Source organism: Sphingobacterium bovistauri (assembly GCF_020295405.1).
GTDB lineage: Bacteria > Bacteroidota > Bacteroidia > Sphingobacteriales > Sphingobacteriaceae > Sphingobacterium > Sphingobacterium bovistauri.
Window position 1 is genome coordinate 95,024 of sequence record NZ_JADEYP010000004.1, and the last position, 24,409, is coordinate 119,432.

The window sequence follows — 24,409 nt, forward strand, 5'->3', positions numbered from 1 at the left end:
AATGAAGATAGTTACTTATAATGTAAATGGTCTAAGGGCTGCTTTGAAGAAGGATTGGTTAGGATGGTTGACGTCTGTCAATCCAGATGTGGTGTGTCTTCAAGAGATAAAAGCTACACCAGATCAAGTTCCTGAAATATTATTTTTAGAGCAAATGGGGTACGAGCATTATTGGTATCCTGCTCAGAAAAAGGGGTATAGTGGTACTGCGATTTTAACTAAGATTACGCCTAGACATGTTGAATATGGATGTGGTCACGAAGATTATGATTTCGAAGGGCGTGTGATTCGTGCTGATTTTGAAGATATATCCGTGATGAGTACATATTTTCCTTCGGGTACGACAGGTGATGTACGTCAGGATTTTAAATATAGGTTTTTGGATGATTTTCATCAATATGCGCATAAATTATTAGTAGATCATCCGAATTTAGTCATTAGTGGAGATTACAATATTTGTCATCGTGCTATCGATATTCATAACCCTAAATCCAACGCTAATTCTTCTGGCTTCCTGCCGGAAGAGCGTGAATGGATGGAAAATTTTATCAATTCGGGATTTATTGATACTTTTCGTTTACTTAATCCAGATCCTCATCATTATACGTGGTGGAGTTATAGAGCGGGAGCGAGGGCTAAAAATTTGGGTTGGCGTATAGATTATAATATGGCCTCAAAAGCTTTGGAAAATCGCATCATAGCAGCTAAAATATTGCCCGATGCTGTGCATTCGGATCACTGTCCCGTGTTACTGGAGTTGGTATAAAAAATAAGGAGAAACATTTGTTTCTCCTTATTTTTTATACGTTGCGGAACATTTCTGCGTTTCTTCGACTTTACATCGAATAAGCTCACAGCCCGTGCCTTCTAATTGTAGCGGGGCAATTACTTCCACAAGATGTTGCGCTATATTTTCAGCAGTAGGATTGAATGGTACTATCACCAAGCTTTCCGCTGTTAACATTTTTAAATCTTCTAGCAAAGGATCATTTTCCCAAATCAAAAACTTGTGATCGTAATGGTCTTCTAACCACATGCAAAGTTTCTCTTTGATTACGGAAAAATCCAAAACCCGACCAATATTATCCAGTTTTTGTGCCTCGACTTCAAAATGTATTCTATAGTTATGTCCATGAAGGAATCTACATTTCCCCTCGTGACCTACGACTCTATGTCCACATGAAATATCATGATATCGCTCTGCTGTAATCATGTGACAAATATAAGTTTTATTTTATCAATCGATCTTGAAGCTGGTAGATATTGTCCACAGTCAATTGTTGCATGACTTGATAAAGATGTGCCTTAAACATATTGATACTGTGTTCACCACCGTCTTCACCCAGGGCGCCTACACCATACATAAATGGACGTCCCATGAAATTAAATTCTGATCCCACCGCATAAGCTCTAGCCAAATCAACACCCGAACGAATTCCTCCATCCATCATGATTTTAACTTTGCTTTTATAACTTGGATTAGCTGCTAATTTCGTTAGGGACACTATTGAAGATTCGCCCGCATCGACTTGTCTTCCTCCGTGATTAGAGATAATTACACCATCCACGCCTAATTGTATAGAAGCTTCCATATCCTCTTCTGTGGCGATACCTTTTAAAACTAATGGGCCTTGCCAAATATCTCGGATGGCTTTAACTTTCTCCATGTTTACCTTGCCTGTGAATGTACGGTTCATGAATTGTCCTAATTGAGACAAGTCTAGTCCTTTTTCCATATAGGGCTTTAGGGTTGCAAATGAAGGTATGCCGTATTTTAATGTTTGAATTCCCCAAGTAGGACATACCATAGCCTGCAATATGTTTTCAATATTCATTTTAGGAGGCATAGATAAACCACTTTTGATTTCTCTATATCTTAATCCAAATGAAGGAACATCAACAAGTACCACTAAAACCGGGCACTCGACAGCCTTAAGACGTCTTAAAATATCATCACGCAATCTATCTTCTGTAGGGTGATACAATTGAAACCACGCTTTACCATCAGATACATCAGCTATTCTTTCGATACTACTTGTAGACACAGTGCTAAGTGTGTATGGAATATCGTGTTTTGCGGCAGCTTTGGCTAAGATTTCAGGTGCGTTAGGCCACATTAATCCTTGTAGTCCAATCGGAGAAATTCCGAATGGAGCACTATATTTTCGTCCGAATAATTCTACGGACATATCAATTTCTTGACCTACTCGTAAGTATTGTGGCTTTAATAGGATATTGTCAAAATCATTTTCATTTCTGAACAGATTCAGTTCTTCATTACATCCTCCTTGTAGGTAGTCAAATGCAAACTTTGGTATTCTTTTTTTGGCTTTCTTTTTAAGGTCTTCGACAGACGGATATCTACTATTATATTTGAAAATCGGTTTTTTAGACATTGGTTAAAAAATTTTTTAAAAATACGATAAAAATTCTAACTAGCTATCCTGAACTATTCTGTGTTTTAAAGTTTCATTTTCGCTTGAATTGCGTCTCCTTTTTTGTCTATTCCATAGAATAAAATGTAGTCAGCTTTAGTTGTTAGCCCAGAAGTACCATCTTGTAGCTGTATGAAAAGATGTTTGACAATCATATGTCTGCCAGAAATAGTGGTTTCTATATAGGGATTCATGTCTTTGTCAAGTTTTAAATATAGTTTTTGCTGGGGATAAGACACGAGATTTATCTCGAAATAATTATCACTTAATTTTACGGCTTTTATGCCATAAGCATATCTACGTTGTATGCTAGTGAGGGGTTTTATCTCACTATTTCTATCAAATAATTGTCTACTGATTTTTATTGGGTGTTTGTCATCGAGACGAGTTTTTGAACTGTAGTTTGGTTGATAAATAAATGTGTTTTTCCCTCTATTATGCTGGATGTAAAAAAGGATATCTTTAGTGGTAGGTTTTGGGTAGTTCTCTTGTGCGAAATTTGAGGTACTAATAATGAAAAAAGTAAAAAGTGTAACAAGCTTAATCATATTGTATTGTTTAAAGCCAAATTACATTTTTTACTTTCAGAAACTGTAGGTTTTCAAGTATTAATTTCTATTGCCACCCATAAATTTGGATATTAACCAAATAATCAATGCTACGACAATGACTACTATAATAATGCCAGACCAAACGCCAGCTTTGAATATTCCGCCAATCACTTCACAACTTGATAATAAAGTAATGGTGGATAATATTGTTGCTAATAAACCTATTCTTTTCATAAATGATATATGTTTTATTGTAGAACAAGTTAAATGCTAGGTTGTTTTGTAGTTTGTTAAACTGACGGGTTTTTGTTTAGTTTAAAGACATTGTATAACGTATAGCTAATAGTGATTCCGTAATAAAATATTAGAGCTATTAGAATAGTATTTCCATCTAAAGGCATTTTATAATGTAGGATTTTGAATATTATGAATATTGGGAAGTATAGGCTAACAACTATTGAAAGAATGTGAAATTGTAATATTCTGCTAAAATGTTTTTTATATATTTCAGATTTATTTTGTTTGGAAAATCCAATTATTGTGGGGGCTATGAAACCTAAAATTGGCATTAAAAGAAAGAATAGAGAAGATGTATATAGGGCTTTTATACTCCCAATCTGATTGGTGTCAATACTAATTTTGTCTACATTTTGCATAACAAGGTTTTCCAATGGGATATCTAATACTTTACTAATTTGTTTAAGACTAAAGCCGCTGATTTCTTCCGTTCCTTTTTCGATACGTTGCACTGTTCTTAAGGATATTCCAGCTTCATCCCCAAGATCTTGTTGAGTTAGTCCTTTAGTTTTTCTAGCTGTTTTAATGATTTCGTTGATACTTGATTTTGTCATGCTGCAAAATTGATTAATTATTTTTTTTGGGGGTCAGTTTATTTACTTGGACTACAATTATGACTATGTTTGCTATGTAATAAGCAGCAATCAAAAAGATTAGAATTATTTTAAGCCAATTTATTTCTGATGACGTTTCGTTTCGGTTACGGTCTAATACTTGCGGATCAGTTACTTTTAATGTTTCGAGACTTGTTTTCACTCCGATGATAGAGGCTATTGTATCATATTCAGAATCATAAAATTTAATAGAGTCTGCAGACATACTTATTAGATTTTGTTGTAATATTTTGGTTCGTTTTAGGGAGTCAATACTATTAAAATTTCTAATGATGTATATAGAGTCCTGTCGTTCTATTTGCACACTCTCTTCATTAATCAAGATCATACTCTCAGTATTGGGCATAGTAATATTTATTTGTTGAGGAGAGCTTGTGGATGTGAATAATATAAAAGGAAGATAGAAGCAGACTAAACAAAGTATTATAATAGATTGTATTCCCTGTAATAAAAGTATAAATCTGAAGTGTTTTTTATAGAGCGTGTTTTTGTTTTCTTTGGTGAATCCAATTAGGGATGGGATTATAAATCCTAAAAATGGTAATAAGATGAATAATAATGAAGATAAATACAACGTTTTAATACTTCCAATCTGATTGGAGTCAATGCTAATTTCGTTTACGTTTTGCATAATAAGGTTTTCCAATGGTATATCTAATACTTTACTAATTTGTTTAAGACTAAAGCCGCTGATTTCTTCGGTTCCTTTTTCTATGCGTTGTATAGTGCGCAAAGAAATTCCTGCTTCGTCTGCTAGTTCTTGTTGTGTTAGTCCTTTTAGCTTGCGCGCTGCTTTTATCTGATCGTTAATATTGATTTTATTCATAGTTCAAAAATGGAAATTACTAGCCCTAGTATGCAAATAAATGATATGCCAATAATACGACAATTCTATGAAAGTGACTTTATGGAAGAATTTATAAAGATTAACTGGAAAACTAGGAATTATTTTATGATTGCTGTAGCTCAAAATATTTAGTTAAAGGAGATCTTTCTGTTTTATTATCAATGAACATTGAGTTTGAAGGAGTATGTGTGATCGACTGAGGCATAACATCAATTTTGTACGAACCATTAAACAAATAAGCCTTGGGGTTAATCATTTATATCAGGCCTTCGCTCAATCAAACCAGTGCTTGGCTCATTGTGGCTATTTATATTTTTTTTCAAATGCTAGATTCAAATAAAAATGTTATGAAAAAATGTATATTAATGGCTGTGATACTGTTTGTAATAGGGGTATGGTCGTGTAAGAAAGATGAGGCAACTCCAACGCCTGATCAGTTAATTCAAGGATTTTGGAAAGGTAAATATGGGAATGGTACGGATGTTGGTAATACGGATATCGCTTTTAAATTGATGAAAGGGGGGCAGTTGATGGTTTATGCGAATAAGGCGGATACAGCAAAGGCAGATAAAGCTATTGGAACCTATTTTTACGCCAATGGAAAAATTTCTGGTAGATATACCTATCCAGGGCCTTTGACCTATAGCTTTTCTGCTACATTGTATAATGACAATACAGCAATAAAAGGGACTTGGGGATCGGGAAGTTCTGAAACCAATAGAGGTAACTTTGAATTAATTAAGGAATAAGTGGGTGTTAAAAAGAAACTCCCGATATCAATAGATTCGGGAGTCCTTTATTTAATAATACTATATTCTGAATTATGCTTCAGCTCTTAATACTTTAGCAGCTTCTACCATTGCTTCTAAAGCAGCTTTAGTTTCTGGCCAAGCACGAGTTTTCAATCCACAGTCAGGGTTTACCCATAATTGAGATGCAGGAACTACATCTTTTGCTTTGCGCAACAAGTCAATCATTTCTTCTTTACTTGGTACACGTGGCGAGTGGATGTCATATACACCAGGACCGATATCGTTAGGGTATTTGAATTCACCAGCGAAAGCATTCAACAATTTCATTTGTGAACGTGAAGTTTCGATAGTGATTACGTCAGCATCCATCGCAGCGATATCTTTGATCACATTGTTGAATTCTGAGTAACACATGTGCGTGTGGATCTGTGTATCGTCATCTACATTGGATGAAGAAACACGGAATGAACGTACTGCCCAATCTAAATATTTTTGTTGATCAGCTTGACGCAGTGGTAAACCTTCGCGGATAGCTGGCTCATCGATTTGAATGATTTTGATACCTGCTTTTTCTAAAGCTTGAACTTCGTCCAAGATAGCCAAAGCGATTTGGTAAGTAGTCGTTTCACGAGGTTGATCGTTACGTACGAATGACCATTGTAAGATCGTAACAGGACCTGTCAACATACCTTTTACTGGGCGATCAGTCAATGATTGTGCGTATGCAGACCAACGAACAGTCATGTCTTCAGGACGGTAAACATCACCATAAATAACTGGAGGTTTCACACAACGAGAACCGTAAGATTGTACCCATCCGTATTGTGTAAATGCGTACCCTGCTAATTGCTCACCGAAATATTCAACCATGTCGTTACGTTCGAACTCACCATGTACTAATACATCGATATCTAGAGCCTCTTGCAAACGGATTACGCTTTCAGTTTCTTCAGCGATAGCTTTATCGTATTCTTCTTGTGTGATCACACCTTTTTTCAAATCAGCTCTCCATTTACGCACATCTTTTGTTTGTGGGAATGAGCCGATTGTAGTTGTAGCAAATGATGGAAGGTTGAACTTCACTTGTTGAGCTGCTTTACGCTCAGCGAAAGTAGAAGTACGTTTAGCATCTTCATCCGTGATGTTGCTTACACGTGTTTTAACTTCTGGCTTGTGGATTAAAGGAGAAGTACGACGGCTTTCAGCAGCAGCTTTGTTTGCCTCAAAACGTTCTGCAGTTTTAGCATCTACATCACCTTCAGCTAATACAGCTAAATCTTTAACCTCAGCTAATTTTTGTTTAGCGAATGCTAACCAATTTTTTACTTCAGCAGGAAGCGTATCTTCTTTTGTTTCACTATCTAGATCGTTAGGAACGTGCAATAATGAAGAAGAAGTACCTACCCATACTCTGTCTTTGCCTAATGCAGCAACAGCTTGTTGGATTTTAGCTAAAGATTTTTCGTAATCATTTTTCCAAATGTTACGTCCTTCAACTACACCTAATGAAAGTGTTAATGAAGCAGGTACTTTTGCTAAAACAGTATCCAATTGGTTTTCACCACGTACTAAGTCTAAGTGTAAAGCGTGAACAGGTAAACTTAAAGCTAAATCTTCGTTATCTTTTAAGGCTTCGAAATATGTAGTTGCGATTAATTTAGAATCACCAGCAGCAGCATTTAATTTTTCGAATACTGTAGTGTATAAAGCTTTTACTTTTGCGTCAATGTCTAAAGCTAAGTAAGGCTCATCAATTTGGATATATTTAGCGCCAGCAGCAGCTAATTTAGAGATGATCTGCTCATAAACAGGTAATAAACGATCAATTAAATCGATACGATCAAATCCTGCTTCTTTTTCTTTACCAATTAACAAATAAGTAATTGGGCCGATAACAACTGGTTTTGTTTCGATACCAGCAGCTTTAGCCTCGTTATATTCATTTAAGAATTTTTCAGATGTTAATTTGAAAGTTTGATCTTTAGTGAACTCAGGCACCATATAGTGGTAGTTCGTATCAAACCATTTTGTCATTTCCGATGCTGTAACGTCGATTCCGTCTGCTTGGAAACCACGAGCCATAGCAAAATATAAATCTAAGCTATAGTTATTGTCAACTTTGTTTACTAATGATTGGTAACGAGTTGGGATAGCGCCAACAGTTAAAGATAAATCTAAAACTTGGTCGTAAAAAGAAAAATCATTTGAAGGGATTAAATCAATACCAGCTGCTTTTTGAGTTTTCCAGTTGTTTTCACGAATTTCTTTCGCTGCATTTAATAATTCTTCCGCTGAAATTTTCTTAGCCCAGTATGCTTCGTTAGCTTTTTTCAATTCACGGAAAGGTCCCACACGTGGGTAGCCTAAGTTGTTCGTTAGTAACATATAATGTTCCTTAATTTAATTAAAAATATTTTTACTAGTTGCTAAGAGAAGGTCACTTGGCTTAGTGATCTCGGCTTATCATTCCCAATAAAATGGGTAGAATGTAGCACCTTGTCAAGGGACAGGTTGCTAAGGCTTCATCGGGTCTATTCCCTCTACCTTTCTCTATAAGCGTTGGCTAAGTTATGTGTTTTAGTTTTAGTATCAAAATTTTTTTTTCATTTACTGAAGGACATTAGGATTTTGGTGTAAATGTATAAAGTATATACTGTCAATCAGTTATTATTGTAATTGAAGTTTGTTGTTTAGGATACTAATATTTTATTTTGGTTTTATTTATTTATGACTTTTCTTTATTTGAAAATTCTTTTATTGTAACATTAGTGTAATAATGAGCTGTTTTTGTGGTGTTTATCTATAATTATTTACACTTTCGTGTTTGAGCTGTTGCGTTTAGGTAAAGATAATTTCCGGTATATTTTCTTTTTTTTTTGATTGTTGTCTAAGCAATTAATTAATTGTTTTTTACCCACACCTGTTCTCAATAAGATCTACATCAACGTATTATTTAATAAAGCTATGAATAAACAAAATTACAAATGCCCACAAGTTCATCTGATTTCGGTTGAAATTGAAGAATCAATTTCAACCGGATCAACGAATACTTATTATATTACTCCTACTGAAAATCGCGTTGATATAGTTGATTATGAAGTTTTTGATGAACAAAATAAGGACTTTAATATAAATTTCTAATTATGAGAAAGAACATATTATTATGCGGTATTACCTTCGTGGTTTTAACCTTTATAGGTTGTAAAGAGGATGCAGTTTTGTCTGTTGATAATCAAGGTGAAATAAAATATTTGGACTTAGTTTTTAACGCCGATTATATTGATTCAGAAGAAGTCAACATCAGGAAGACGGCTTCTAAACAGTTTTCTTCTTATTCGGGTGTTAAAGATGCTCATGTTACTCGTTTGAGTAATGCATTCTTTTCTGAGGTTTCAGTGGTAGAAAAGACTCGAAGCTACACACCTAAGTCTCAAGCATTGCTGTCTAAAGCTAACAAAGTAGCGACAGCATCGAAAGAAGGTGTTAATTATCCAGTGTCAACAGATAATCTAAAGATTCGTAGCTTGGCAGATAGTGTTAAGTTCATGGTGTTGATTTTTGATGATAAGGATAATCATGTGGGTACGACAATCGCATCGAGAGGAGCACAGACACGAATTCCTTTGTTAGTTCCTGTGGATTATGTTCCTACAGTGGCTAATAAATATCGAATTGTTGCGTTTACTTTCAATACGACAGAAGCTAGTGATTTTGATTATTTGAATTTAGATCCTTCTGAGACAAACAACAATCCACAAATTGTGCTTCCCTCAGATAGGGAATTTTACTATCACAATAATGATTTGCCAATCGTAGAGACTGGGGCTAGTAATCCGGCAAAAGTTAATATTATTTTTCTGCCACAAACTGTAAAAGTAGGAGTCACAGTAGACGCACGTGGTGTTGATGCGAAAATAAAGGAGGTAAGTGGTACTTTTGGATCTTTTCCTAATGCGCAATCTGCTAACTTTGATTTGAAGCTAAACAGGGTTATTAATAAAGTTGTAATTCCTGAACAGAATTTCCCTACAGCATTTAGTTTTACGGGAACAGCAGATACCGTTTCATTTGCTCGCTATATTTATATGGATGAAAGTGATGAGACAATCTTTCTCGAAAGATTGAATCTTACCTTGGAGACGTTGGTCTTACAGAAAAATGGTGAAACAACAAATGTTTCAATTTTGGGAGAATCAAAGTCTTATTCATTCAGTGGGGTAAGTCTTAAAAAGGGGACGTATTTTAACGGAAGAATTAATTTGTTTTCTGGATTTGATATTGATGGTGTGATTTGGAGTTATGCTAATCTATATTATGATAAGAATGCTCCTGTAGGTTATCAGCATAAGTTTCGTCAATCTCCGAGTGATGGATATAAGGAATTAACGGATTATTGGAATTTCAATAAAGAGTTTCCGAAATCAGAAGATGAGTCTGGTCGCGATATTGATCCTTGTACATTAGTGTATCCTGGAGGATGGAGAATGCCTACTATAGCAGAAGCGTCTCTAGCGAATCCGTCAAATATTAATTTGAAATCATTCTCTTATTTTGACGCTAGTGGTTCATCTGTAGAGAGAGATTATGATTATATGGAGCTGATTAATAACGAGGATCAAAAGATTCATTTTTATGCATTCGGAATGCGTGATGGGTTAGTGTATAGTGGAGAAGGTGCAAATGCTCTTTATTGGTTGGCAGGAAGTTCTTTAAGTACACAGGCGGATGTATTTAGAATTGGGATCCTTGAGACGGGTAATGACTCAGGAAGTGGTTTGATAGATTATCCAGATTATGTTACATCTGGAGCTAGAGGACTAAATATTCGATGTGTACGTACCCTTAGAAACTAAGATAAATATATTGTAAGTAAAAGCAGAGGTCTGAAATGTTAATTTCAGACCTCTGCTTTTAACTCACTAAAAGTTTATATCCTCGACCATGTACATTAACAATTTCTACACTTGTGTCCTCTTTGAGGTATTTGCGCAGCTTGCTTAAGAATACATCCATGCTTCTTCCTGTAAAGTAATTGTCGTCGTGCCAAATTTTCTTTAAAGCTTCTTCACGAGTCAACACATCATTCTTTTTCAAACAGAGTAAACGTAACAATTCAGCTTCCTTAGTTGATAACTTCTGCTGTTGTCCCTTGTACGTAATGATTTGACTGGTGTAATCGAAGAAATAACTACCGATCTCAAATTTGTCAGCCAATTCTTCTTCCTTGTCTTTTGAAGCTCTTTTAAGTAAGGCATTAATTCTTAAAAGTAATTCTTCTACGCGAAAAGGTTTCGTGATGTAGTCGTCACCACCAAGTTCAAAAGCCTGTGTTTTATCTTCCATCATACCCTTGGCTGTCGCAAAAATAATAGGCATTGTGCTATTTAATTTGCGAACTTCTTTTCCCAGGGTGAAACCATCTTTTTTGGGCATCATCACATCAAAGATGCATAAGTCAAACTCACTTTTGCGAAATTCTTCAAGAGCTTTTTCCCCATCTGTTGCTAATGTGATGTCAAATTTCCCTTTTAGCTCAAGGTAATCTTTTAATAGATCCCCTAAATTAGGGTCATCCTCTGCTAGTAATATTTTTTGCATAAAATATACATTTATCTAATTTCTGATAGCTTTCTTAAGAGGTAATATAACCTCAAAAGTTGTGCCTTTATCTTTTTCGCTTTTAACAGTGATGTTACCATCAAAACGTTTTACAATGTCATGCACATAACTCAATCCCAATCCAAAGCCTTTTACGTTATGAACATTCCCCGTGGGTATACGGTAAAATTGTTCAAAAATCTTTTCGGATTGTTCTTTAGTCATTCCCATTCCTTTGTCGGAGACAGAGATAATTATTTTGTTGCTTGAATTGTATGTTTTTACAGTAATATCAGGAGCATTTAAGCTGTATTTTATGGCATTATCAACTAAATTAAACATTACATTCGATAGATGCAATTCATCGCCGATCACCACATCCTCTCTTGCAAACAATTCTTTAGTCAATTTGCCATTTGCTTTATTTATTTGTAATTGCATACTGTCTAGGACATCTTCTACAATTGTATTTAGTTGTATATCAGTTTTTTCAATTTTTAGGTCTTCTTTTTCTAGTTTAGCAATATTCAATACACGTTCGATATGATTGCCTAATCGTACATTTTCATCGTAGATAATATTAGCCAATTTATTTACACGTTTATCATCCGCAGCTATTTCGGGGTCGCGTAATGATTCACTTGCGATCATAATGGTTGCCACGGGAGTTTTAAATTCATGTGTCATATTATTGATGAAATCGGTCTTCATCTCCGAAATCTTTTTTTGCCTGAAGATTATGCTTAATGTGTAGGCAAAACAGCCAACCAAAAGTGCAAAAAGTGCAATGGTAGGAAGTAATAGGTAGCTGATGTTTTTAACTATGATATTCTTTTTGTTTGGAAAATAAATAGATAATCTACCGCGCGATTCACCTATATCTCCTTTGAAAAGGTCTGTTGTATAGCGAGTTAATTTTTGTGGTTCTAACAGCGTTTTTGGATCAGTAGTCTCATATATTAATTTGAAATGATCTCTAATTTCCATGTTGAAAGGAGAGTGTATGTCTCGACTTGCCAATTCCTGTTGAATTAATTGCTGTATCCGACGTGTGTTAATTCTTTTGTGTAATGGCTTGTTTGCTAATTGGACACTTAATGCAACATCTTCTACCACGTTAGCTTTCTTACCTGATAGAATTGCAACAGTGTCAAAAAGTGTAACGGGATTGGATTCTTGTAAGACTGTTTCGCGTATACGGTCTAATTTGGTGATTAGATCAGCAATCTGATTATTGATTTTAGTGTCTTCACGTGGAGGAAGAGTAGCAATTTGGTACCAATTTACAATTCCAGACAGCAAGTCGAATTCTGATATTACATAGCGTACAGAGTCATCTTTTGCATTTACACGAGAAACCTCTTTATCTGCGGATACAATGACGTATGTATTGGCCAATGATGTACCAATAATAGGCTCTTGCTCTAATCGGATTTTAATAAATTTTCTGTTTTGTTTATTTTGATAATACGTCTCGAAAAACCAGTTATCAATAGGTGTTACGTTAGGATATCTTGATTTTAATGCTTCGTCCGCCTCCTTAAATTTTAGATAATCATTCTGTTGTTTTAGACGTAGACGGTCAATTTCCTCTTGTATATCTAGTTGTTGTGCAAGTCTTTCTTGTTTTTTTTGTTCTGCGATATATTTATCTCTGTTGACACGGGATTGGACTTTGGCAAAGTCCAAAACCTCCACTTTTTCAATCTCAGAAGCTACTTTTGATAAGGAAGTATTTACTTTTTCATCAAACAATTGGGACTCTTGATAGAATGTTTCGCGTATAAAATAGTACTGCATTGCCATTACACCAATTAATGCAATTGACATTAGCCATATTATTAATGAGATACTTTTTTTCTTCATTTTGTACAAAAATAGCAATGATTGCTACTTAATTTCCTCATTTAACAGAATTTAACTTGAATACAATATTTAAAACGAATAACTTTAAGTTGTTAAATATCAATATAATTATGAAATCATTACTATTATCATTTATTGCTACAGTGACTTCTATAGGTTTTGTTTTAGCGCAAGATAATAACAAGAATAGAAACAGTACACATTTTTCGATACCAAAGTTAAATTTTACATTGCCAGATTCTAGTATGCGCATGTCTCCTTCTAATTCTTTATTTGATAGAATAGACGTCTCTATTCCAATCCCCAATGCTTATTCAGGTAATAATAAAGTTGTTTATAATATGCCTATCCAAAAATTATCTGGAGCAGGATTAGCTCCTATGCCTGGGACAGAAAATTTGGATAAATTGGAAAGGAAACTCAAGGTTGACTCCTTGCTGATCAAGGAAAAAAATAGAAAATAAAAATGGCGAGATGTATCTCGCCATTTTTTATATTATTGAACCACAGAAACGCGGATTGTATTTGTTTTGCCTTTATGGTGTAAAGGTGTAGACGCTGTATTGATAACTATTTGTCCTGGATCTACTAATTGATTTTCTTTCAATAGCTCATTTACATCTTGAATTGTACCATCAGTACTTTCGTATTTTTTGTAAATAAATGTACTAACACCCCAAACCAAACTTAATTGATTTAATAACTTCGTATTACCTGTAAATACAAAAATATTAGCGTCAGGACGGTAGCTTGAAATTTCAAGGGCAGTATAGCCAGAAGCAGTCATTGCTACGATTGCAGATGCATTAGTTTTTTCAGCTAAAAATATTGACGATCCACAGATAGAGTCTTGGATCATTGTAGAATCTTCAGACCTATTTGTTTTAGCAATATAATAAGGGTAAGATGTTGATTCTACGTGTGTGATAATTTTAGCCATTGTTTCGATAACGATTTCGGGAAATTCTCCAACAGAAGTTTCGCCACTTAACATTACCGCGTCTGCACCATCTAGTACTGAGTTTGCAACATCATTAACCTCAGCACGAGTAGGGCGAGGTGTAGTAATCATACTTTCCAACATTTGAGTAGCAATGATTACAGGTTTTGACAAGTTGCGACACTTTTGTACAATAATTTTTTGAAGTCCAGGAACTTCTTCCATTGGTAGCTCAACACCTAAATCTCCACGCGCCACCATTACGGCGTCTGTAGCTTCGATGATAGCATCAATATTTTCTATAGCTTCAGGTTTCTCAATCTTAGCAATTATTTTTGCGTGACTACCTTTTGCAGCGATGATTTCTTTACATTGTGCAATATCTTCTGCTGAACGAACGAAAGACATCGCGATCCAATCTGCTCCATGATCTAAAGCAAAATTTAGATTGTCTAAATCTTCTTCCGTCAATGAAGGGATAGATACTTTTGTATTTGGAAGGTTTACACCCTTGCGTGATGTCAAAATTCCACCATGTACTACTTCACAGATTACTGAATCTTTATGATTAGTCGAAAGTACACGCAATTGCAACTTACCGTCGTCTAATAATATAATTTCATTTTCTTTTACGTCATTTGGGAAATTGTCATATGTGATGTAGATTCTATTTTCATCACCTATTAATTCTTGGGTAGTCATTTCGATTTTTGACCCATTAACTAGGAATGCGCCACCTTCTTTCATTTTACCTATGCGGATTTTAGGCCCTTGTAGATCGGCTAAAATTGCAACGTGAAATGGATGTTCTTCGTTAATTTCTTTGATTGTGTTGATTACCTTCAAGTGGTCCTCTTGGCTACCGTGCGAAAAGTTAAGTCTACATACATCTACACCTTTTGCAATAAGTTTGGTCAATACCTCTTTTTGTGCTGATGCAGGTCCTAGCGTAGCGACTATTTTCGTTCTTTTTTGAATTTTCTTCATCTGAGTTTTATTCTTTATTACATATGACATCCTATTCATAAATATCTAACAGGATGGTGTGTTTAGGCATAATTATTAATCTTTTTTACTAAAGTGTAAAATGTACACTTTGAAAAGAGTTTGCTAAAATATTAGATTTTCTTTAGATTTCAATGAAGTTGGTTCAATTTCTTTTACCAGCATGATGTCATTGATTGATTTCAAGTTGTCAATTAACCTATTTAAGTCTTCAAAATCTATGTAATGCTTAATCAACATAAAGTAGTCAAAATTGGCAATTTCTGGTATGAGAACGCCATTTTCTAAGCTTTTATTGTTGATGATGTAATATTCGTAATCAAAATTTTCGCAACAATATCGATACATTGGAAAATGATGAGTAACGATCTTACTCTTATTTTTTTCTGTAATAATATGATAGTCTAAATCCTCTTGAGGTTTAGATTTTATATTTCCATTATGATCAATTGGAGATTCTTTTCCAAATTGGAATTTAAGTCCCGCATGTTTATTTATGAAGTGGCAAAGTCTATAATCTCGCAACGAAGAACTAATACCTATTAAAGTAAAATCAAGCTCTAAGTCGAAATCAAGATCGAGTTTAAATGTTACTTTGTTCAAAATCTTAGTCTAAAATGTTTGTTGTACGAAATTACAATAATTAAAATGCATATTGGAATTTTGATCTTCAAAAAGTAAACTTTTTTTGTAATTACTTGTTGGAATTATTATATTGGATATAATATTATTTCAGCATAACAACTAGTTATTTCATGTGCAATAATGGGGTTGTCGTTCTTTTATTTTGTACCTAAATATCAAAAAGGTTTGATATTTGAGTAAATTTATTTTTCTTTGCACAGATTTATTAAATAATTAAACTATACAATCATGTCAGATATCGCATCAAGAGTAAAAGCAATTATCGTTGAAAAGTTAGGTGTAGATGAAAACGAAGTAACACCAGAAGCTTCTTTCACGAATGATTTAGGTGCAGACTCACTTGATACAGTTGAGTTGATCATGGAATTCGAAAAAGAATTTAATGTAGCAATTCCTGATGACCAAGCTGAAAACATCAGCACAGTTGGTGAAGCAGTTGCTTACTTAGAAAAAAACGTTAACTAACTAATTTTATTAGGCCAAACATAATAAATGGAGCTTAAGAGAGTAGTTGTAACAGGATTAGGCGCACTTACACCCATAGGTAATACAGTTCCTGAATTTTGGGAATCATTAGTTAATGGTGTAAGTGGTGCCGCTCCTATTACGCATTTTGATGCGTCTAAATTTAAAACACAATTTGCTTGCGAAGTAAAAGGTTTTGATCCTCTTCAATATATGGATCGAAAAGAAGCTCGCAAGGTTGATCCTTTTGTGCAATATGCTATTGCTTCTACAGATGAAGCAGTCAAAGACGCAGGATTGGATTTTGATAAATTAGACCGAAACCGTATTGGAGTAATTTGGGGAGCAGGTATTGGAGGATTAACTACTTTTACAGAGGAGATTTTTTCATACGCCAAAGGAGATGGGACGCCTCGTTTCAACCCATTCTTTATTCCTAAAATGCTTATTGATATTGCGCCAGGACATATTTCGATGCGTCATGGTTTGCGTGGGCCGAATTTTTCAGCCGTTTCAGCTTGTGCTTCGGCAACTAATGCGATGATTGATGCGTTTACTTATATTCGTATGGGTAGAGCTGATATTATCATCACTGGTGGTTCAGAAGCAACGGTTAATGAAGCTGGTATTGGAGGTTTTAACGCTATGCATGCTTTGTCGACTCGTAACGATGACCCAAAGACAGCATCACGCCCTTTTGATAAAGATCGTGATGGGTTTGTGTCGGGTGAAGGTTCGGGAGCAATAATATTGGAAAGCTTAGAGCATGCTTTGGCACGTGGTGCGAAAATATATGCTGAAATCGTAGGAGGTGGTATGAGTGCTGATGCACATCATATTACGGCATCACACCCTGAGGGATTAGGCGCTAAGTTAGCAATGACGATGGCGGTTAATGATGCTGAAATGAGTTTCTCGGATATTGATTATATCAATGTACATGGTACTTCTACTCCGGTAGGGGATATCAGTGAAACAAAGGCAATTGTTGATTTATTTGGTGATCACGCTTATAAATTAAACATTAGTTCTACTAAATCTATGACAGGTCACTTGTTGGGAGCGGCTGGTGCAGTAGAAGCTATAGCTTCAATTATGGCTGTTAAAAATGATGTTGTCCCTCCGACAATCAATCATTTCACTGATGATCCTGAAATAGATAATAATTTGAATTTTACATTCAATACTGCTCAAAAACGTGTAGTAAACGCAGCTTTGAGTAATACTTTTGGTTTTGGTGGTCATAATGCTACCGTAATCTTCAAAAAGTATAAAGTTTAGTGTTGAATAAGAATAAAAAGTTGATAGGTAGTTTAAGATTTTATTAAACTACCTATTTCTACTTTTAGCACTTGGGAAATGTCATTGCAGATATATAAGTTATATTTATCACGTAATAGGGCTTATTACAAAAAGCTAAAAAATATTCTTGGTTTTGTACCGGGCAATGTGAAATTGTACCAGATGGCTTTTAGGCATAAGTCTGTTGCGGTTCCAATAAAAGACGGTGTCAAAAACAGCAATGAACGTCTTGAGTTTTTGGGTGACGCTGTCCTGGGTTCGGTTATAGCAGAATTGCTATTTAAGTTATATCCGTACAAGGGAGAGGGTTTTTTGACTGAAATGCGTTCAAAAATTGTTTCTCGTGCGAATCTTAATCAACTTTCCCGGAAGTTGGGTTTTGATCAGTTGATTCAATATGATTCCCGTATGATTTCTTATCCTACCAAACAAGGTTCTTTGTTAGGAGATGCTTTTGAGGCTGTGATCGGAGCAATTTATTTAGATAAAGGTTATCTTTTTACAAAGGAATTTTTGTTATCTCGTATTATTGATCCCCATGTTGATATAGAGACTTTAGAAATCACGGAGTCTAATTTCAAAAGTAGATTGATAGAATGGTGTCAACAAGAAGGAAAAGAGGTGACGTTTAATCTTGTTGAAAATCCGGAAGGTGAATCTTCTAAAATGTTTAGTATTGAGGTTATCGTTAGCGGTGAGGTATGTGGGATTGGTCGTGATTTCAATAAAAAGAGCGCCGAGAAACTGGCGGCTGAAAAGGCCTGTGAGTTTTTAAGGATTATTTAATCTGTTTCTTTAGCGATATTCTTTTCGCTGTATTTTCTCATATTCGCTTTGTTATCTTACCTTTGCAGTATGGCAGCAATTAAACCATCATTAGCTAAAGGTACGCGTGATTTTTCTCCTGCTGAGATGGAGAAAAGAAATTACATCTTTAATACATTAAAATCAATCTTCAAGAAGTTTGGATACAATGAAATCCAAACCCCTTCGTTCGAAAACCTATCCACACTTACTGGAAAATATGGCGATGAGGGAGATAAATTAATTTTTAAAATTCTTAATTCGGGGGATTATCTATCTAAAGTTTCAGATGATCAGTTGTCTGAGCGCAACTCGAATAAATTAATACCGCATATTACAGAAAAAGCATTGCGTTATGATTTGACAGTTCCTTTTGCGAGGTATGTAGTCATGCATCAGAACGATATCGCTTTGCCATTCAAGCGTTTTCAAATTCAACCCGTATGGCGTGCAGATCGTCCACAACGTGGTCGTTATCGTGAGTTTTATCAATGCGATGTCGATGTTGTGGGTTCTGAATCGCTATTAAATGAAGCAGAATTTATCTTGATTTATCAAGAAGCTTTGCAAGCTTTGGGTTTGAAAGATTTCACGATCAAAATCAATAACCGTAAAATTCTAACAGGCATAGCGGAGATTATCGGTAAACCTGAACTTATCGTTGATATGACAGTTGCTATCGATAAGTTGGATAAAATTGGTTTAGATGGAGTCAATAAAGAATTGCTTGAAAGAGGATTTACGAATGAAGATTTGAATACTTTAAAGCCAATTATTGAACTTCAGGGGGGTAATATACAAAAGCTTGATCAACTGAAAAACGTTTTAGTTACTTCGGAGAATGGGCTAAAGGGGATTCAAGAAATCGAGGAGGTGTTTGCTTATGTAAAGACTTTTGTTGGTCAGGATGTGTTAGATCAGTTTGTTGAAGTTGATATTACGCTAGCACGTGGCTTGAATTACTATACAGGTTGTATCTTCGAAGTGAAAACCAATGAAGTCTCAATGGGCAGTATTGGTGGTGGCGGTCGTTATGATGACTTGACTGGTATGTTTGGGTTGAAAGGGTTGACCGGAGTAGGGGTTTCTTTTGGTGCAGATCGTATTTATGATGTTTTGGAAGAATTAAATTTATATCCTGTCTCGAATTCTACCAATACCAAAGTGTTGATTGCCAATTTTGATAAATCATTGGAATCCTTCACACTTCCTTTATTAGCAACATTGCGTCAGTCTGGTGTCGCTTCGGAATTATATCCAACAGCGACGAAATTGAAGAAGCAAATGAGCTATGCTGATGCCAAAAAAATTCCTTATGTGCTTTTAGTAGGTGATGAAGAGAAGGAATCTGGCTTATTAAGTTTGAAAAATATGGAATCAGGTGAGCAGATAAAATTGGATATAGATCAGCTCGTTCAGTATTTAAGTCAACTGTAAAACCAGCGAGCACATTAAATAATGTAATTTTATTGTGTCATAATAATGTAACTTCACTTTTTTATCCATTTGTGACAAAAATTACTTAAATCCAGTATTAAAAGTGCCCTAATTATCGATATAAATTATTAGATTTGTAATCGGTTAAGTAAGAAACAATACTTTAAAATGAGTTCAACACCTATAACAAAAGAGACATATTTAGAGTGGTATAAATCTATGCTACTCATGCGTAAATTCGAAGAGAAAGCAGGACAACTTTATGGACAACAAAAAATCCGTGGATTTTGTCACTTGTATATTGGTCAGGAAGCGGTTGTAGCTGGTACTGTATCTGCAACAAGACCTGCTGACACATTTATCACATCATACAGAGATCACGCTCAGGCTTTGGCTAAAGGTGTTTCTGCAAATGCTTGTATGGCTGAGCTTTATGGTAAAGCGACAGGTTGTTCTAAGGGTAAAGGTGGATCGATGCACTTTTTTGACAAATCAAAAGGTATGATGGGTGGTCACGGTATCGTGGGTGGTCAGATTCCATTAGGTGCTGGTTTAGCTTTTGCAGAGAAGTATTTAGGTACTGACAACGTGAACGTATGTTTCATGGGTGATGGTGCTGTACGTCAAGGTGCATTGAATGAAACTTTCAACATGGCTATGTTGTGGAAATTGCCTGTGATTTTTGTTTGTGAGAACAACGGTTACGCAATGGGTACTTCTGTACAACGTACAACAAACATGATGGATATTTATAAAATCGGTTTAGGTTTTGATATGCCATGTGCTCCAGTTGATGGTATGGATCCAGTAGCTGTTCACAATGCAATGGATGAAGCTGTTCAACGTGCACGTGCAGGTGAAGGACCTACATTTTTAGAGATTCGTACTTACCGTTACAAAGGACACTCAATGTCTGATCCGGCTAAATACCGTACAAAAGAAGAATTAGAAGAGTACAAAGGTAGAGACCCATTATTGGCTACTAAAGCTGCTATTGTAGAAAATAAATATGCTGACGAGGCTTGGTTTGCAGAAGTAGAAGCTGAGGTTAAAAAAGTGGTTGATGATTCAGTGAAATTTGCGGAAGAATCTCCATATCCTTCAGTTGATGAATTGTACAAAGATATCTATGTACAAGAGGACTATCCATTTGTAATGGACTAATTCAAAATAATTCAAGGTTTTTATAAAAGATTTAATCTACTATAATACATGGCTGAAGTAGTTAGAATGCCAAAAATGAGCGACACCATGACAGAAGGTGTAATCGCTAAATGGCACAAAAAAGTTGGTGATAAAGTGAATTCTGGCGACCTTTTAGCAGAGGTTGAAACAGATAAAGCAACAATGGATCTAGAGTCTTACGAGGAAGGAACATTGTTATATATAGGTCCAAAAGATGGTGAGGCAGTAGTTATTGATGCTATTATCGCAATCTTGGGCGAGGAGGGCGAGGATTTCCAAGCCTTGTTAAGCGGAGACTCAACTCCAGTTAAAGAAGAAGTTACAGAGACTAAAACTGAAGAAGCTGTTGCTCCTGCAAGTTCGGGTTCAACTGTTACTGCTGAAGATTTAGGCGTTACTGTAGTGACTATGCCATTGTTGAGTGATACAATGAAAGAAGGTGTGATTGCACAGTGGAATTTCAAAGTGGGTGACTCAATCAAATCTGACGATGCTATTGCAGATGTAGAGACAGATAAAGCTACAATGGAAGTAACGGCGTATGCTGATGGTACTTTATTGTATGTCGGGCTTGAAGCTGGACAAGCAGCGAAGGTAAATGATATTATTGCTATCGTTGGCCCAGCTGGGACTGATATTACTCCATTATTGAATCAACCTGCGGCAGCAGCTCCTAAAGCTGAAGCTAAGGAAGAAGTAAAAGCACCTGAAGCAACGACTACTACTGCTCCAGCGGCTACGACATCTTCATCTTCGGATGATTCAAGAGTGAAAGCTTCTCCTTTGGCACGTAAAATTGCTAAAGATAAAGGTATTAACCTGAATGATGTAAAAGGTTCAGCAGACGGTGGTCGTATCGTTAAGAAAGACGTTGAAAGCTTTGTTCCTGCAGCTAAATCAGCTCCTATTCCAGCACAAGATGCTGCTAAATCTGAAACAAAAACTATTAGCTTACCAACTTTCGTTGGCGAAGAAAAATATACAGAGGTTGGTGTCTCGCAAATGCGTAAAACAATCGCTCGTCGCTTAGGTGAGTCTTTGTTTACAGCGCCACATTTTTACTTGACTGTAAGTATCGATATGGATAATGCTATTGCTGCGCGTGCTCAAATAAATGAGGTTGCTCCAGTAAAAGTATCTTTCAACGATTTAGTTATCAAAGCAGTTGCAGTTTCATTGAAACAACATCCTGCTGTTAACTCTTCGTGGCAAGGCGATAAAATCAGATTCAACCAACATACTAACATCGGTGTTGCTATGGCGGTAGAAGATGGTTTATTAGTTCCAGTTGTTCGTTTTGCAGATGGAAAATCATTATCACACATCTCTGCAGAGGTGAAAGATTTCGCTGGTAAGGCAAAAACTAAAAAATTGACTCCAGCAGACTGGGAAGGATCTACATTTACAGTTTCTAACTTGGGTATGTTTGGTATTGATGAGTTTACTTCTATTATCAACTCCCCTGATGGAGCAATTTTATCTGTAGGTGCTATTCAACAAATTCCCGTGGTGAAAAACGGTGCAGTAGTACCAGGTAATGTAATGAAATTGACATTAGGTTGTGACCACCGCGTAGTAGATGGTGCGACAGGTGCTCAATTCTTACAAACATTAAAAGGATTATTAGAAGCTCCAATCCGTTTATTAGCATAAGGGATTATAGTTTGATCTTACAAAAGCCACTTTATGAAAATAAAGTGGCTTCTTTTTTGGGTTTTCAGGTAGATTCCTTTTATATTTAATAAAATCAAAATCGTATTAGAAATAGTGAATAGGTTAGTTAGGTTAGTAGCGTTTTTTGTCTTTACAATTTTTATTATCTCGTGTAAATCTGCCGTCAAAAAGAAAGAAGAAATTCTGCAAAAGCAATCTGAGTTGGATAGCATCGCTTTGATTTACGATCCCAAGAATGTTGATCTTCGAGTAGATGAGTATATGCAAAAATTGCATAAGCGCTCAGGTTTTAATGGCAATGTGTTGATTGCCAAAAAGGGTAAAATTATATATCAGAATTCTTTTGGCTGGGCAGATTACCTACATAAGGATAGTTTAGATATTGATTCTAAATTCGAACTAGCTTCTGTTTCAAAACCAATAACAGCTTTAGGTGTTTTACAATTGATCGATAACGGAAAGGTTGGGATTGATCAATTAGTTTCTGACTTTTTTCCTGGGTTTCCATATGAAGGTGTGACAGTGAGACAATTGTTGACCCACCGATCTGGGATGCCGAACTATGTCTATTTTGTTGATAAAATTTGGCCAGATCGCAAGAAGGGAATGTCCAATACAGATGCGATTAATTTAATGATTCAACATAAGCCTGCGCGATATGGTAAGCCAGATGGACGTTTTCATTACAATAACTCAAATTACATGATGTTGGGAGCCATAATCGAGAAGGTGTCAGGTCAAGATTTTGATACTTATATGCAAGAGAATGTTTTTAAACCAGCAGGAATGAAAAATACTGCGGCATTATCTCGGGTGAAGTATGATAAGATTCCCACCGATGTCATCGGGCACGATCGCGTGTGGAGAAGATCTGTTGTACAGGATTATTTGGATGGTCCATTGGGAGACAAAGGGATTTACAGTACAGTAAAAGATATGTATTTGTTGGATAAAGCTTTGAAAGAAGGCAGACTTTTGAAACCTGAATTGTTAGATTCAGCATATGTACCACGATCAGATGCTAAACGTGGTGTATTCAGTTATGGTTATGGATGGAGAATGTTTAGTTCGGGTAAAGAAAAAATTGTATATCACACAGGGTGGTGGCATGGTTTTAAAAACCTGTATGTAAGGGATTTAACTAATGATGTGACTATTGTTCTTTTGTCGAATATGGTCAATGGTAGTTTAAATCAACTCGATGAGTTGTATAAAATTTTAGAAATGCCTATATTAAGACAAAATGCATATGACTCTAATGGAGGATTTGTAGAACATTAATATTATAAAGTTTAAAGTATATGAAAAAGACATTGATTTTAGGTGCTAGCACAAATTCAGCTCGATATTCTTATTTAGTGGCTAATAAATTGGTAAGAAAGGGTTATCCGATAATCAATGTTGGGCGAAAAGTAGGAGAGGTAGCAGGTGTGGCGATTGAACCAGCTGAAGAAATTCATACAGATATTGATACAATAACATTGTACGTGGGGCCACGTAATCAAGAACCTTATTATGAATATATTTTAAAAACGAAGCCCAAACGTGTTATTTTTAATCCTGGCGCTGAAAACCCTGTACTTTCTGCAAAATTAGTAGAGGCGGGTATCGAACCGGTTGAAGCATGTACGTTAGTGATGCTAAATACTGGACAGTACTAGGTAATTGTAATACTGCAAAATATAGCACTTTCTCATAAGTGTTGCTGAGAGGTATATTTGATTTATTCATTTATACCTCTTTTTTGTACAATATAATTTTAGCTTGTAATTGGGGAGTCTTTAACCTCTTATATTTTGTAAAATGCTAAAATTTATGATTATGGACTTTTGAGTCATATTCCAAGAGCAATAATAATCAACGCGAAGGTTTATTTTGTGTTTTTTAATATATTACTTGTGTATATAGTTTATTTAATTGGTAGGATAGTTTATTTTTTAATAGAGCCATCTCCTTAACTTGGATTAATGTCTTTCAAGATGTTTTATGGAT

Annotated in this window: 24 protein-coding genes and 1 riboswitch; of the genes, 13 read left to right on the forward strand and 11 right to left on the reverse strand. The window is 35.4% G+C overall.

Annotated elements, in window-relative coordinates; translation table 11 throughout:
* Position 1: 1 nt before the first annotated feature.
* On the forward strand, positions 2-766 hold the full coding sequence (locus IPZ78_RS03550) for an exodeoxyribonuclease III (RefSeq protein WP_225551562.1): 765 nt from the start codon (positions 2-4) through the stop codon (positions 764-766).
* A gap of 27 nt (positions 767-793) precedes the next feature.
* Here the strand turns inward: IPZ78_RS03550 and IPZ78_RS03555 are convergent, their stop codons facing one another.
* From IPZ78_RS03555 to IPZ78_RS03580, 6 genes are all read right to left on the reverse strand, one after another.
* Positions 794-1,213 carry a 6-pyruvoyl trahydropterin synthase family protein gene (locus tag IPZ78_RS03555; protein ID WP_225551563.1) on the reverse strand — a complete coding sequence of 140 codons (420 nt, stop codon included), beginning with the start codon at positions 1,211-1,213 and terminating at the stop codon, positions 794-796.
* A 16-nt stretch (positions 1,214-1,229) separates the two neighbouring features.
* Positions 1,230-2,396 (reverse strand): alpha-hydroxy acid oxidase, encoded by a 1,167-nt coding sequence (locus IPZ78_RS03560; protein WP_225551564.1) that lies wholly within the window; start codon positions 2,394-2,396, stop codon positions 1,230-1,232.
* A gap of 65 nt (positions 2,397-2,461) precedes the next feature.
* Complete coding sequence (locus IPZ78_RS03565) at positions 2,462-2,983, reverse strand: DUF4833 domain-containing protein (RefSeq protein WP_225551565.1); 522 nt, start codon at positions 2,981-2,983, stop codon at positions 2,462-2,464.
* A 60-nt stretch (positions 2,984-3,043) separates the two neighbouring features.
* On the reverse strand, positions 3,044-3,220 hold the full coding sequence (locus IPZ78_RS03570; RefSeq protein ID WP_225551566.1) for a hypothetical protein: 177 nt from the start codon (positions 3,218-3,220) through the stop codon (positions 3,044-3,046).
* 56 nt (positions 3,221-3,276) lie between these two features.
* Positions 3,277-3,837: a helix-turn-helix domain-containing protein gene (locus IPZ78_RS03575; RefSeq protein ID WP_225551567.1), complete on the reverse strand. Its 561-nt coding sequence runs from the start codon at positions 3,835-3,837 to the stop codon at positions 3,277-3,279.
* 13 nt (positions 3,838-3,850) lie between these two features.
* On the reverse strand, positions 3,851-4,723 hold the full coding sequence (locus IPZ78_RS03580) for a helix-turn-helix domain-containing protein (protein WP_225551568.1): 873 nt from the start codon (positions 4,721-4,723) through the stop codon (positions 3,851-3,853).
* Between the two features lie 386 nt (positions 4,724-5,109).
* Here IPZ78_RS03580 and IPZ78_RS03585 point away from each other — a divergent pair, with 386 nt between their 5' ends.
* Complete coding sequence (locus tag IPZ78_RS03585) at positions 5,110-5,493, forward strand: hypothetical protein (protein WP_225551569.1); 384 nt, start codon at positions 5,110-5,112, stop codon at positions 5,491-5,493.
* Between the two features lie 72 nt (positions 5,494-5,565).
* Here IPZ78_RS03585 and metE read toward each other — a convergent pair whose 3' ends face one another.
* Entirely contained in the window at positions 5,566-7,881 is a 2,316-nt protein-coding gene (gene metE / locus IPZ78_RS03590; RefSeq protein WP_225551570.1) for a 5-methyltetrahydropteroyltriglutamate--homocysteine S-methyltransferase, read from the reverse strand.
* Between the two features lie 72 nt (positions 7,882-7,953).
* Positions 7,954-8,055: riboswitch (SAM riboswitch) on the reverse strand.
* A gap of 405 nt (positions 8,056-8,460) precedes the next feature.
* Here metE and IPZ78_RS03595 point away from each other — a divergent pair.
* Positions 8,461-8,637, forward strand: a complete 177-nt coding sequence (locus IPZ78_RS03595) for a hypothetical protein (protein ID WP_225551571.1) — start codon at positions 8,461-8,463, stop codon at positions 8,635-8,637.
* A gap of 2 nt (positions 8,638-8,639) precedes the next feature.
* Positions 8,640-10,349, forward strand: coding sequence for a hypothetical protein (locus IPZ78_RS03600; RefSeq protein WP_225551572.1), 1,710 nt, complete (start codon positions 8,640-8,642; stop codon positions 10,347-10,349).
* 58 nt (positions 10,350-10,407) lie between these two features.
* Here the strand turns inward: IPZ78_RS03600 and IPZ78_RS03605 are convergent, their stop codons facing one another.
* Positions 10,408-11,094 carry a response regulator transcription factor gene (locus IPZ78_RS03605; protein WP_225551573.1) on the reverse strand — a complete coding sequence of 229 codons (687 nt, stop codon included), beginning with the start codon at positions 11,092-11,094 and terminating at the stop codon, positions 10,408-10,410.
* A gap of 15 nt (positions 11,095-11,109) precedes the next feature.
* Positions 11,110-12,960 (reverse strand): sensor histidine kinase, encoded by a 1,851-nt coding sequence (locus tag IPZ78_RS03610; protein ID WP_225551574.1) that lies wholly within the window; start codon positions 12,958-12,960, stop codon positions 11,110-11,112.
* A 110-nt stretch (positions 12,961-13,070) separates the two neighbouring features.
* Here IPZ78_RS03610 and IPZ78_RS03615 point away from each other — a divergent pair, with 110 nt between their 5' ends.
* Complete coding sequence (locus IPZ78_RS03615) at positions 13,071-13,424, forward strand: hypothetical protein (RefSeq protein WP_225551575.1); 354 nt, start codon at positions 13,071-13,073, stop codon at positions 13,422-13,424.
* 32 nt (positions 13,425-13,456) lie between these two features.
* Here IPZ78_RS03615 and pyk read toward each other — a convergent pair whose 3' ends face one another.
* Both pyk and IPZ78_RS03625 read right to left on the reverse strand, forming a co-directional pair.
* Positions 13,457-14,887, reverse strand: a complete 1,431-nt coding sequence (gene pyk / locus IPZ78_RS03620; RefSeq protein WP_225551576.1) for a pyruvate kinase — start codon at positions 14,885-14,887, stop codon at positions 13,457-13,459.
* 123 nt (positions 14,888-15,010) lie between these two features.
* Entirely contained in the window at positions 15,011-15,508 is a 498-nt protein-coding gene (locus IPZ78_RS03625) for an IPExxxVDY family protein (RefSeq protein WP_225551577.1), read from the reverse strand.
* A 270-nt stretch (positions 15,509-15,778) separates the two neighbouring features.
* Between IPZ78_RS03625 and IPZ78_RS03630 the strand changes: the two genes are divergently transcribed.
* From IPZ78_RS03630 to IPZ78_RS03665, 8 genes are all read left to right on the forward strand, one after another.
* Positions 15,779-16,015, forward strand: a complete 237-nt coding sequence (locus tag IPZ78_RS03630; RefSeq protein WP_159633049.1) for an acyl carrier protein — start codon at positions 15,779-15,781, stop codon at positions 16,013-16,015.
* A gap of 27 nt (positions 16,016-16,042) precedes the next feature.
* On the forward strand, positions 16,043-17,296 hold the full coding sequence (gene fabF, locus IPZ78_RS03635; RefSeq protein ID WP_225551578.1) for a beta-ketoacyl-ACP synthase II: 1,254 nt from the start codon (positions 16,043-16,045) through the stop codon (positions 17,294-17,296).
* Between the two features lie 78 nt (positions 17,297-17,374).
* The gene (rnc, locus tag IPZ78_RS03640; RefSeq protein ID WP_225551579.1) at positions 17,375-18,103 is read left to right on the forward strand and encodes a ribonuclease III; all 729 of its coding nucleotides are present in this window, start codon (positions 17,375-17,377) and stop codon (positions 18,101-18,103) included.
* Positions 18,104-18,172: 69 nt separating this feature from the next.
* Positions 18,173-19,558 (forward strand): histidine--tRNA ligase, encoded by a 1,386-nt coding sequence (hisS, locus tag IPZ78_RS03645; protein ID WP_225551580.1) that lies wholly within the window; start codon positions 18,173-18,175, stop codon positions 19,556-19,558.
* A 168-nt stretch (positions 19,559-19,726) separates the two neighbouring features.
* Entirely contained in the window at positions 19,727-20,722 is a 996-nt protein-coding gene (gene pdhA / locus IPZ78_RS03650; RefSeq protein WP_225551581.1) for a pyruvate dehydrogenase (acetyl-transferring) E1 component subunit alpha, read from the forward strand.
* A gap of 48 nt (positions 20,723-20,770) precedes the next feature.
* On the forward strand, positions 20,771-22,396 hold the full coding sequence (locus tag IPZ78_RS03655) for a 2-oxo acid dehydrogenase subunit E2 (RefSeq protein WP_225551582.1): 1,626 nt from the start codon (positions 20,771-20,773) through the stop codon (positions 22,394-22,396).
* 114 nt (positions 22,397-22,510) lie between these two features.
* Positions 22,511-23,698: a serine hydrolase domain-containing protein gene (locus IPZ78_RS03660; RefSeq protein ID WP_225551583.1), complete on the forward strand. Its 1,188-nt coding sequence runs from the start codon at positions 22,511-22,513 to the stop codon at positions 23,696-23,698.
* 20 nt (positions 23,699-23,718) lie between these two features.
* Entirely contained in the window at positions 23,719-24,078 is a 360-nt protein-coding gene (locus tag IPZ78_RS03665; protein ID WP_225551584.1) for a CoA-binding protein, read from the forward strand.
* Positions 24,079-24,409: the final 331 nt, after the last annotated feature.

Coding starts and splice junctions, on each gene's coding strand:
- IPZ78_RS03580 (WP_225551568.1), bottom strand. CDS start 4,723: ATGAATAAAATCAATATTAACGATCAGATAAAAGCAGCGCGCAAGCTA.
- pdhA (WP_225551581.1), top strand. CDS start 19,727: ATGAGTTCAACACCTATAACAAAAGAGACATATTTAGAGTGGTATAAA.
- IPZ78_RS03630 (WP_159633049.1), top strand. CDS start 15,779: ATGTCAGATATCGCATCAAGAGTAAAAGCAATTATCGTTGAAAAGTTA.
- IPZ78_RS03565 (WP_225551565.1), bottom strand. CDS start 2,983: ATGATTAAGCTTGTTACACTTTTTACTTTTTTCATTATTAGTACCTCA.
- rnc (WP_225551579.1), top strand. CDS start 17,375: ATGTCATTGCAGATATATAAGTTATATTTATCACGTAATAGGGCTTAT.
- IPZ78_RS03600 (WP_225551572.1), top strand. CDS start 8,640: ATGAGAAAGAACATATTATTATGCGGTATTACCTTCGTGGTTTTAACC.
- IPZ78_RS03665 (WP_225551584.1), top strand. CDS start 23,719: ATGAAAAAGACATTGATTTTAGGTGCTAGCACAAATTCAGCTCGATAT.
- IPZ78_RS03610 (WP_225551574.1), bottom strand. CDS start 12,960: ATGAAGAAAAAAAGTATCTCATTAATAATATGGCTAATGTCAATTGCA.
- IPZ78_RS03595 (WP_225551571.1), top strand. CDS start 8,461: ATGAATAAACAAAATTACAAATGCCCACAAGTTCATCTGATTTCGGTT.
- metE (WP_225551570.1), bottom strand. CDS start 7,881: ATGTTACTAACGAACAACTTAGGCTACCCACGTGTGGGACCTTTCCGT.
- IPZ78_RS03655 (WP_225551582.1), top strand. CDS start 20,771: ATGGCTGAAGTAGTTAGAATGCCAAAAATGAGCGACACCATGACAGAA.
- IPZ78_RS03615 (WP_225551575.1), top strand. CDS start 13,071: ATGAAATCATTACTATTATCATTTATTGCTACAGTGACTTCTATAGGT.
- hisS (WP_225551580.1), top strand. CDS start 18,173: ATGGCAGCAATTAAACCATCATTAGCTAAAGGTACGCGTGATTTTTCT.
- IPZ78_RS03585 (WP_225551569.1), top strand. CDS start 5,110: ATGGCTGTGATACTGTTTGTAATAGGGGTATGGTCGTGTAAGAAAGAT.
- fabF (WP_225551578.1), top strand. CDS start 16,043: ATGGAGCTTAAGAGAGTAGTTGTAACAGGATTAGGCGCACTTACACCC.
- pyk (WP_225551576.1), bottom strand. CDS start 14,887: ATGAAGAAAATTCAAAAAAGAACGAAAATAGTCGCTACGCTAGGACCT.
- IPZ78_RS03570 (WP_225551566.1), bottom strand. CDS start 3,220: ATGAAAAGAATAGGTTTATTAGCAACAATATTATCCACCATTACTTTA.
- IPZ78_RS03605 (WP_225551573.1), bottom strand. CDS start 11,094: ATGCAAAAAATATTACTAGCAGAGGATGACCCTAATTTAGGGGATCTA.
- IPZ78_RS03550 (WP_225551562.1), top strand. CDS start 2: ATGAAGATAGTTACTTATAATGTAAATGGTCTAAGGGCTGCTTTGAAG.
- IPZ78_RS03560 (WP_225551564.1), bottom strand. CDS start 2,396: ATGTCTAAAAAACCGATTTTCAAATATAATAGTAGATATCCGTCTGTC.
- IPZ78_RS03555 (WP_225551563.1), bottom strand. CDS start 1,213: ATGATTACAGCAGAGCGATATCATGATATTTCATGTGGACATAGAGTC.
- IPZ78_RS03575 (WP_225551567.1), bottom strand. CDS start 3,837: ATGACAAAATCAAGTATCAACGAAATCATTAAAACAGCTAGAAAAACT.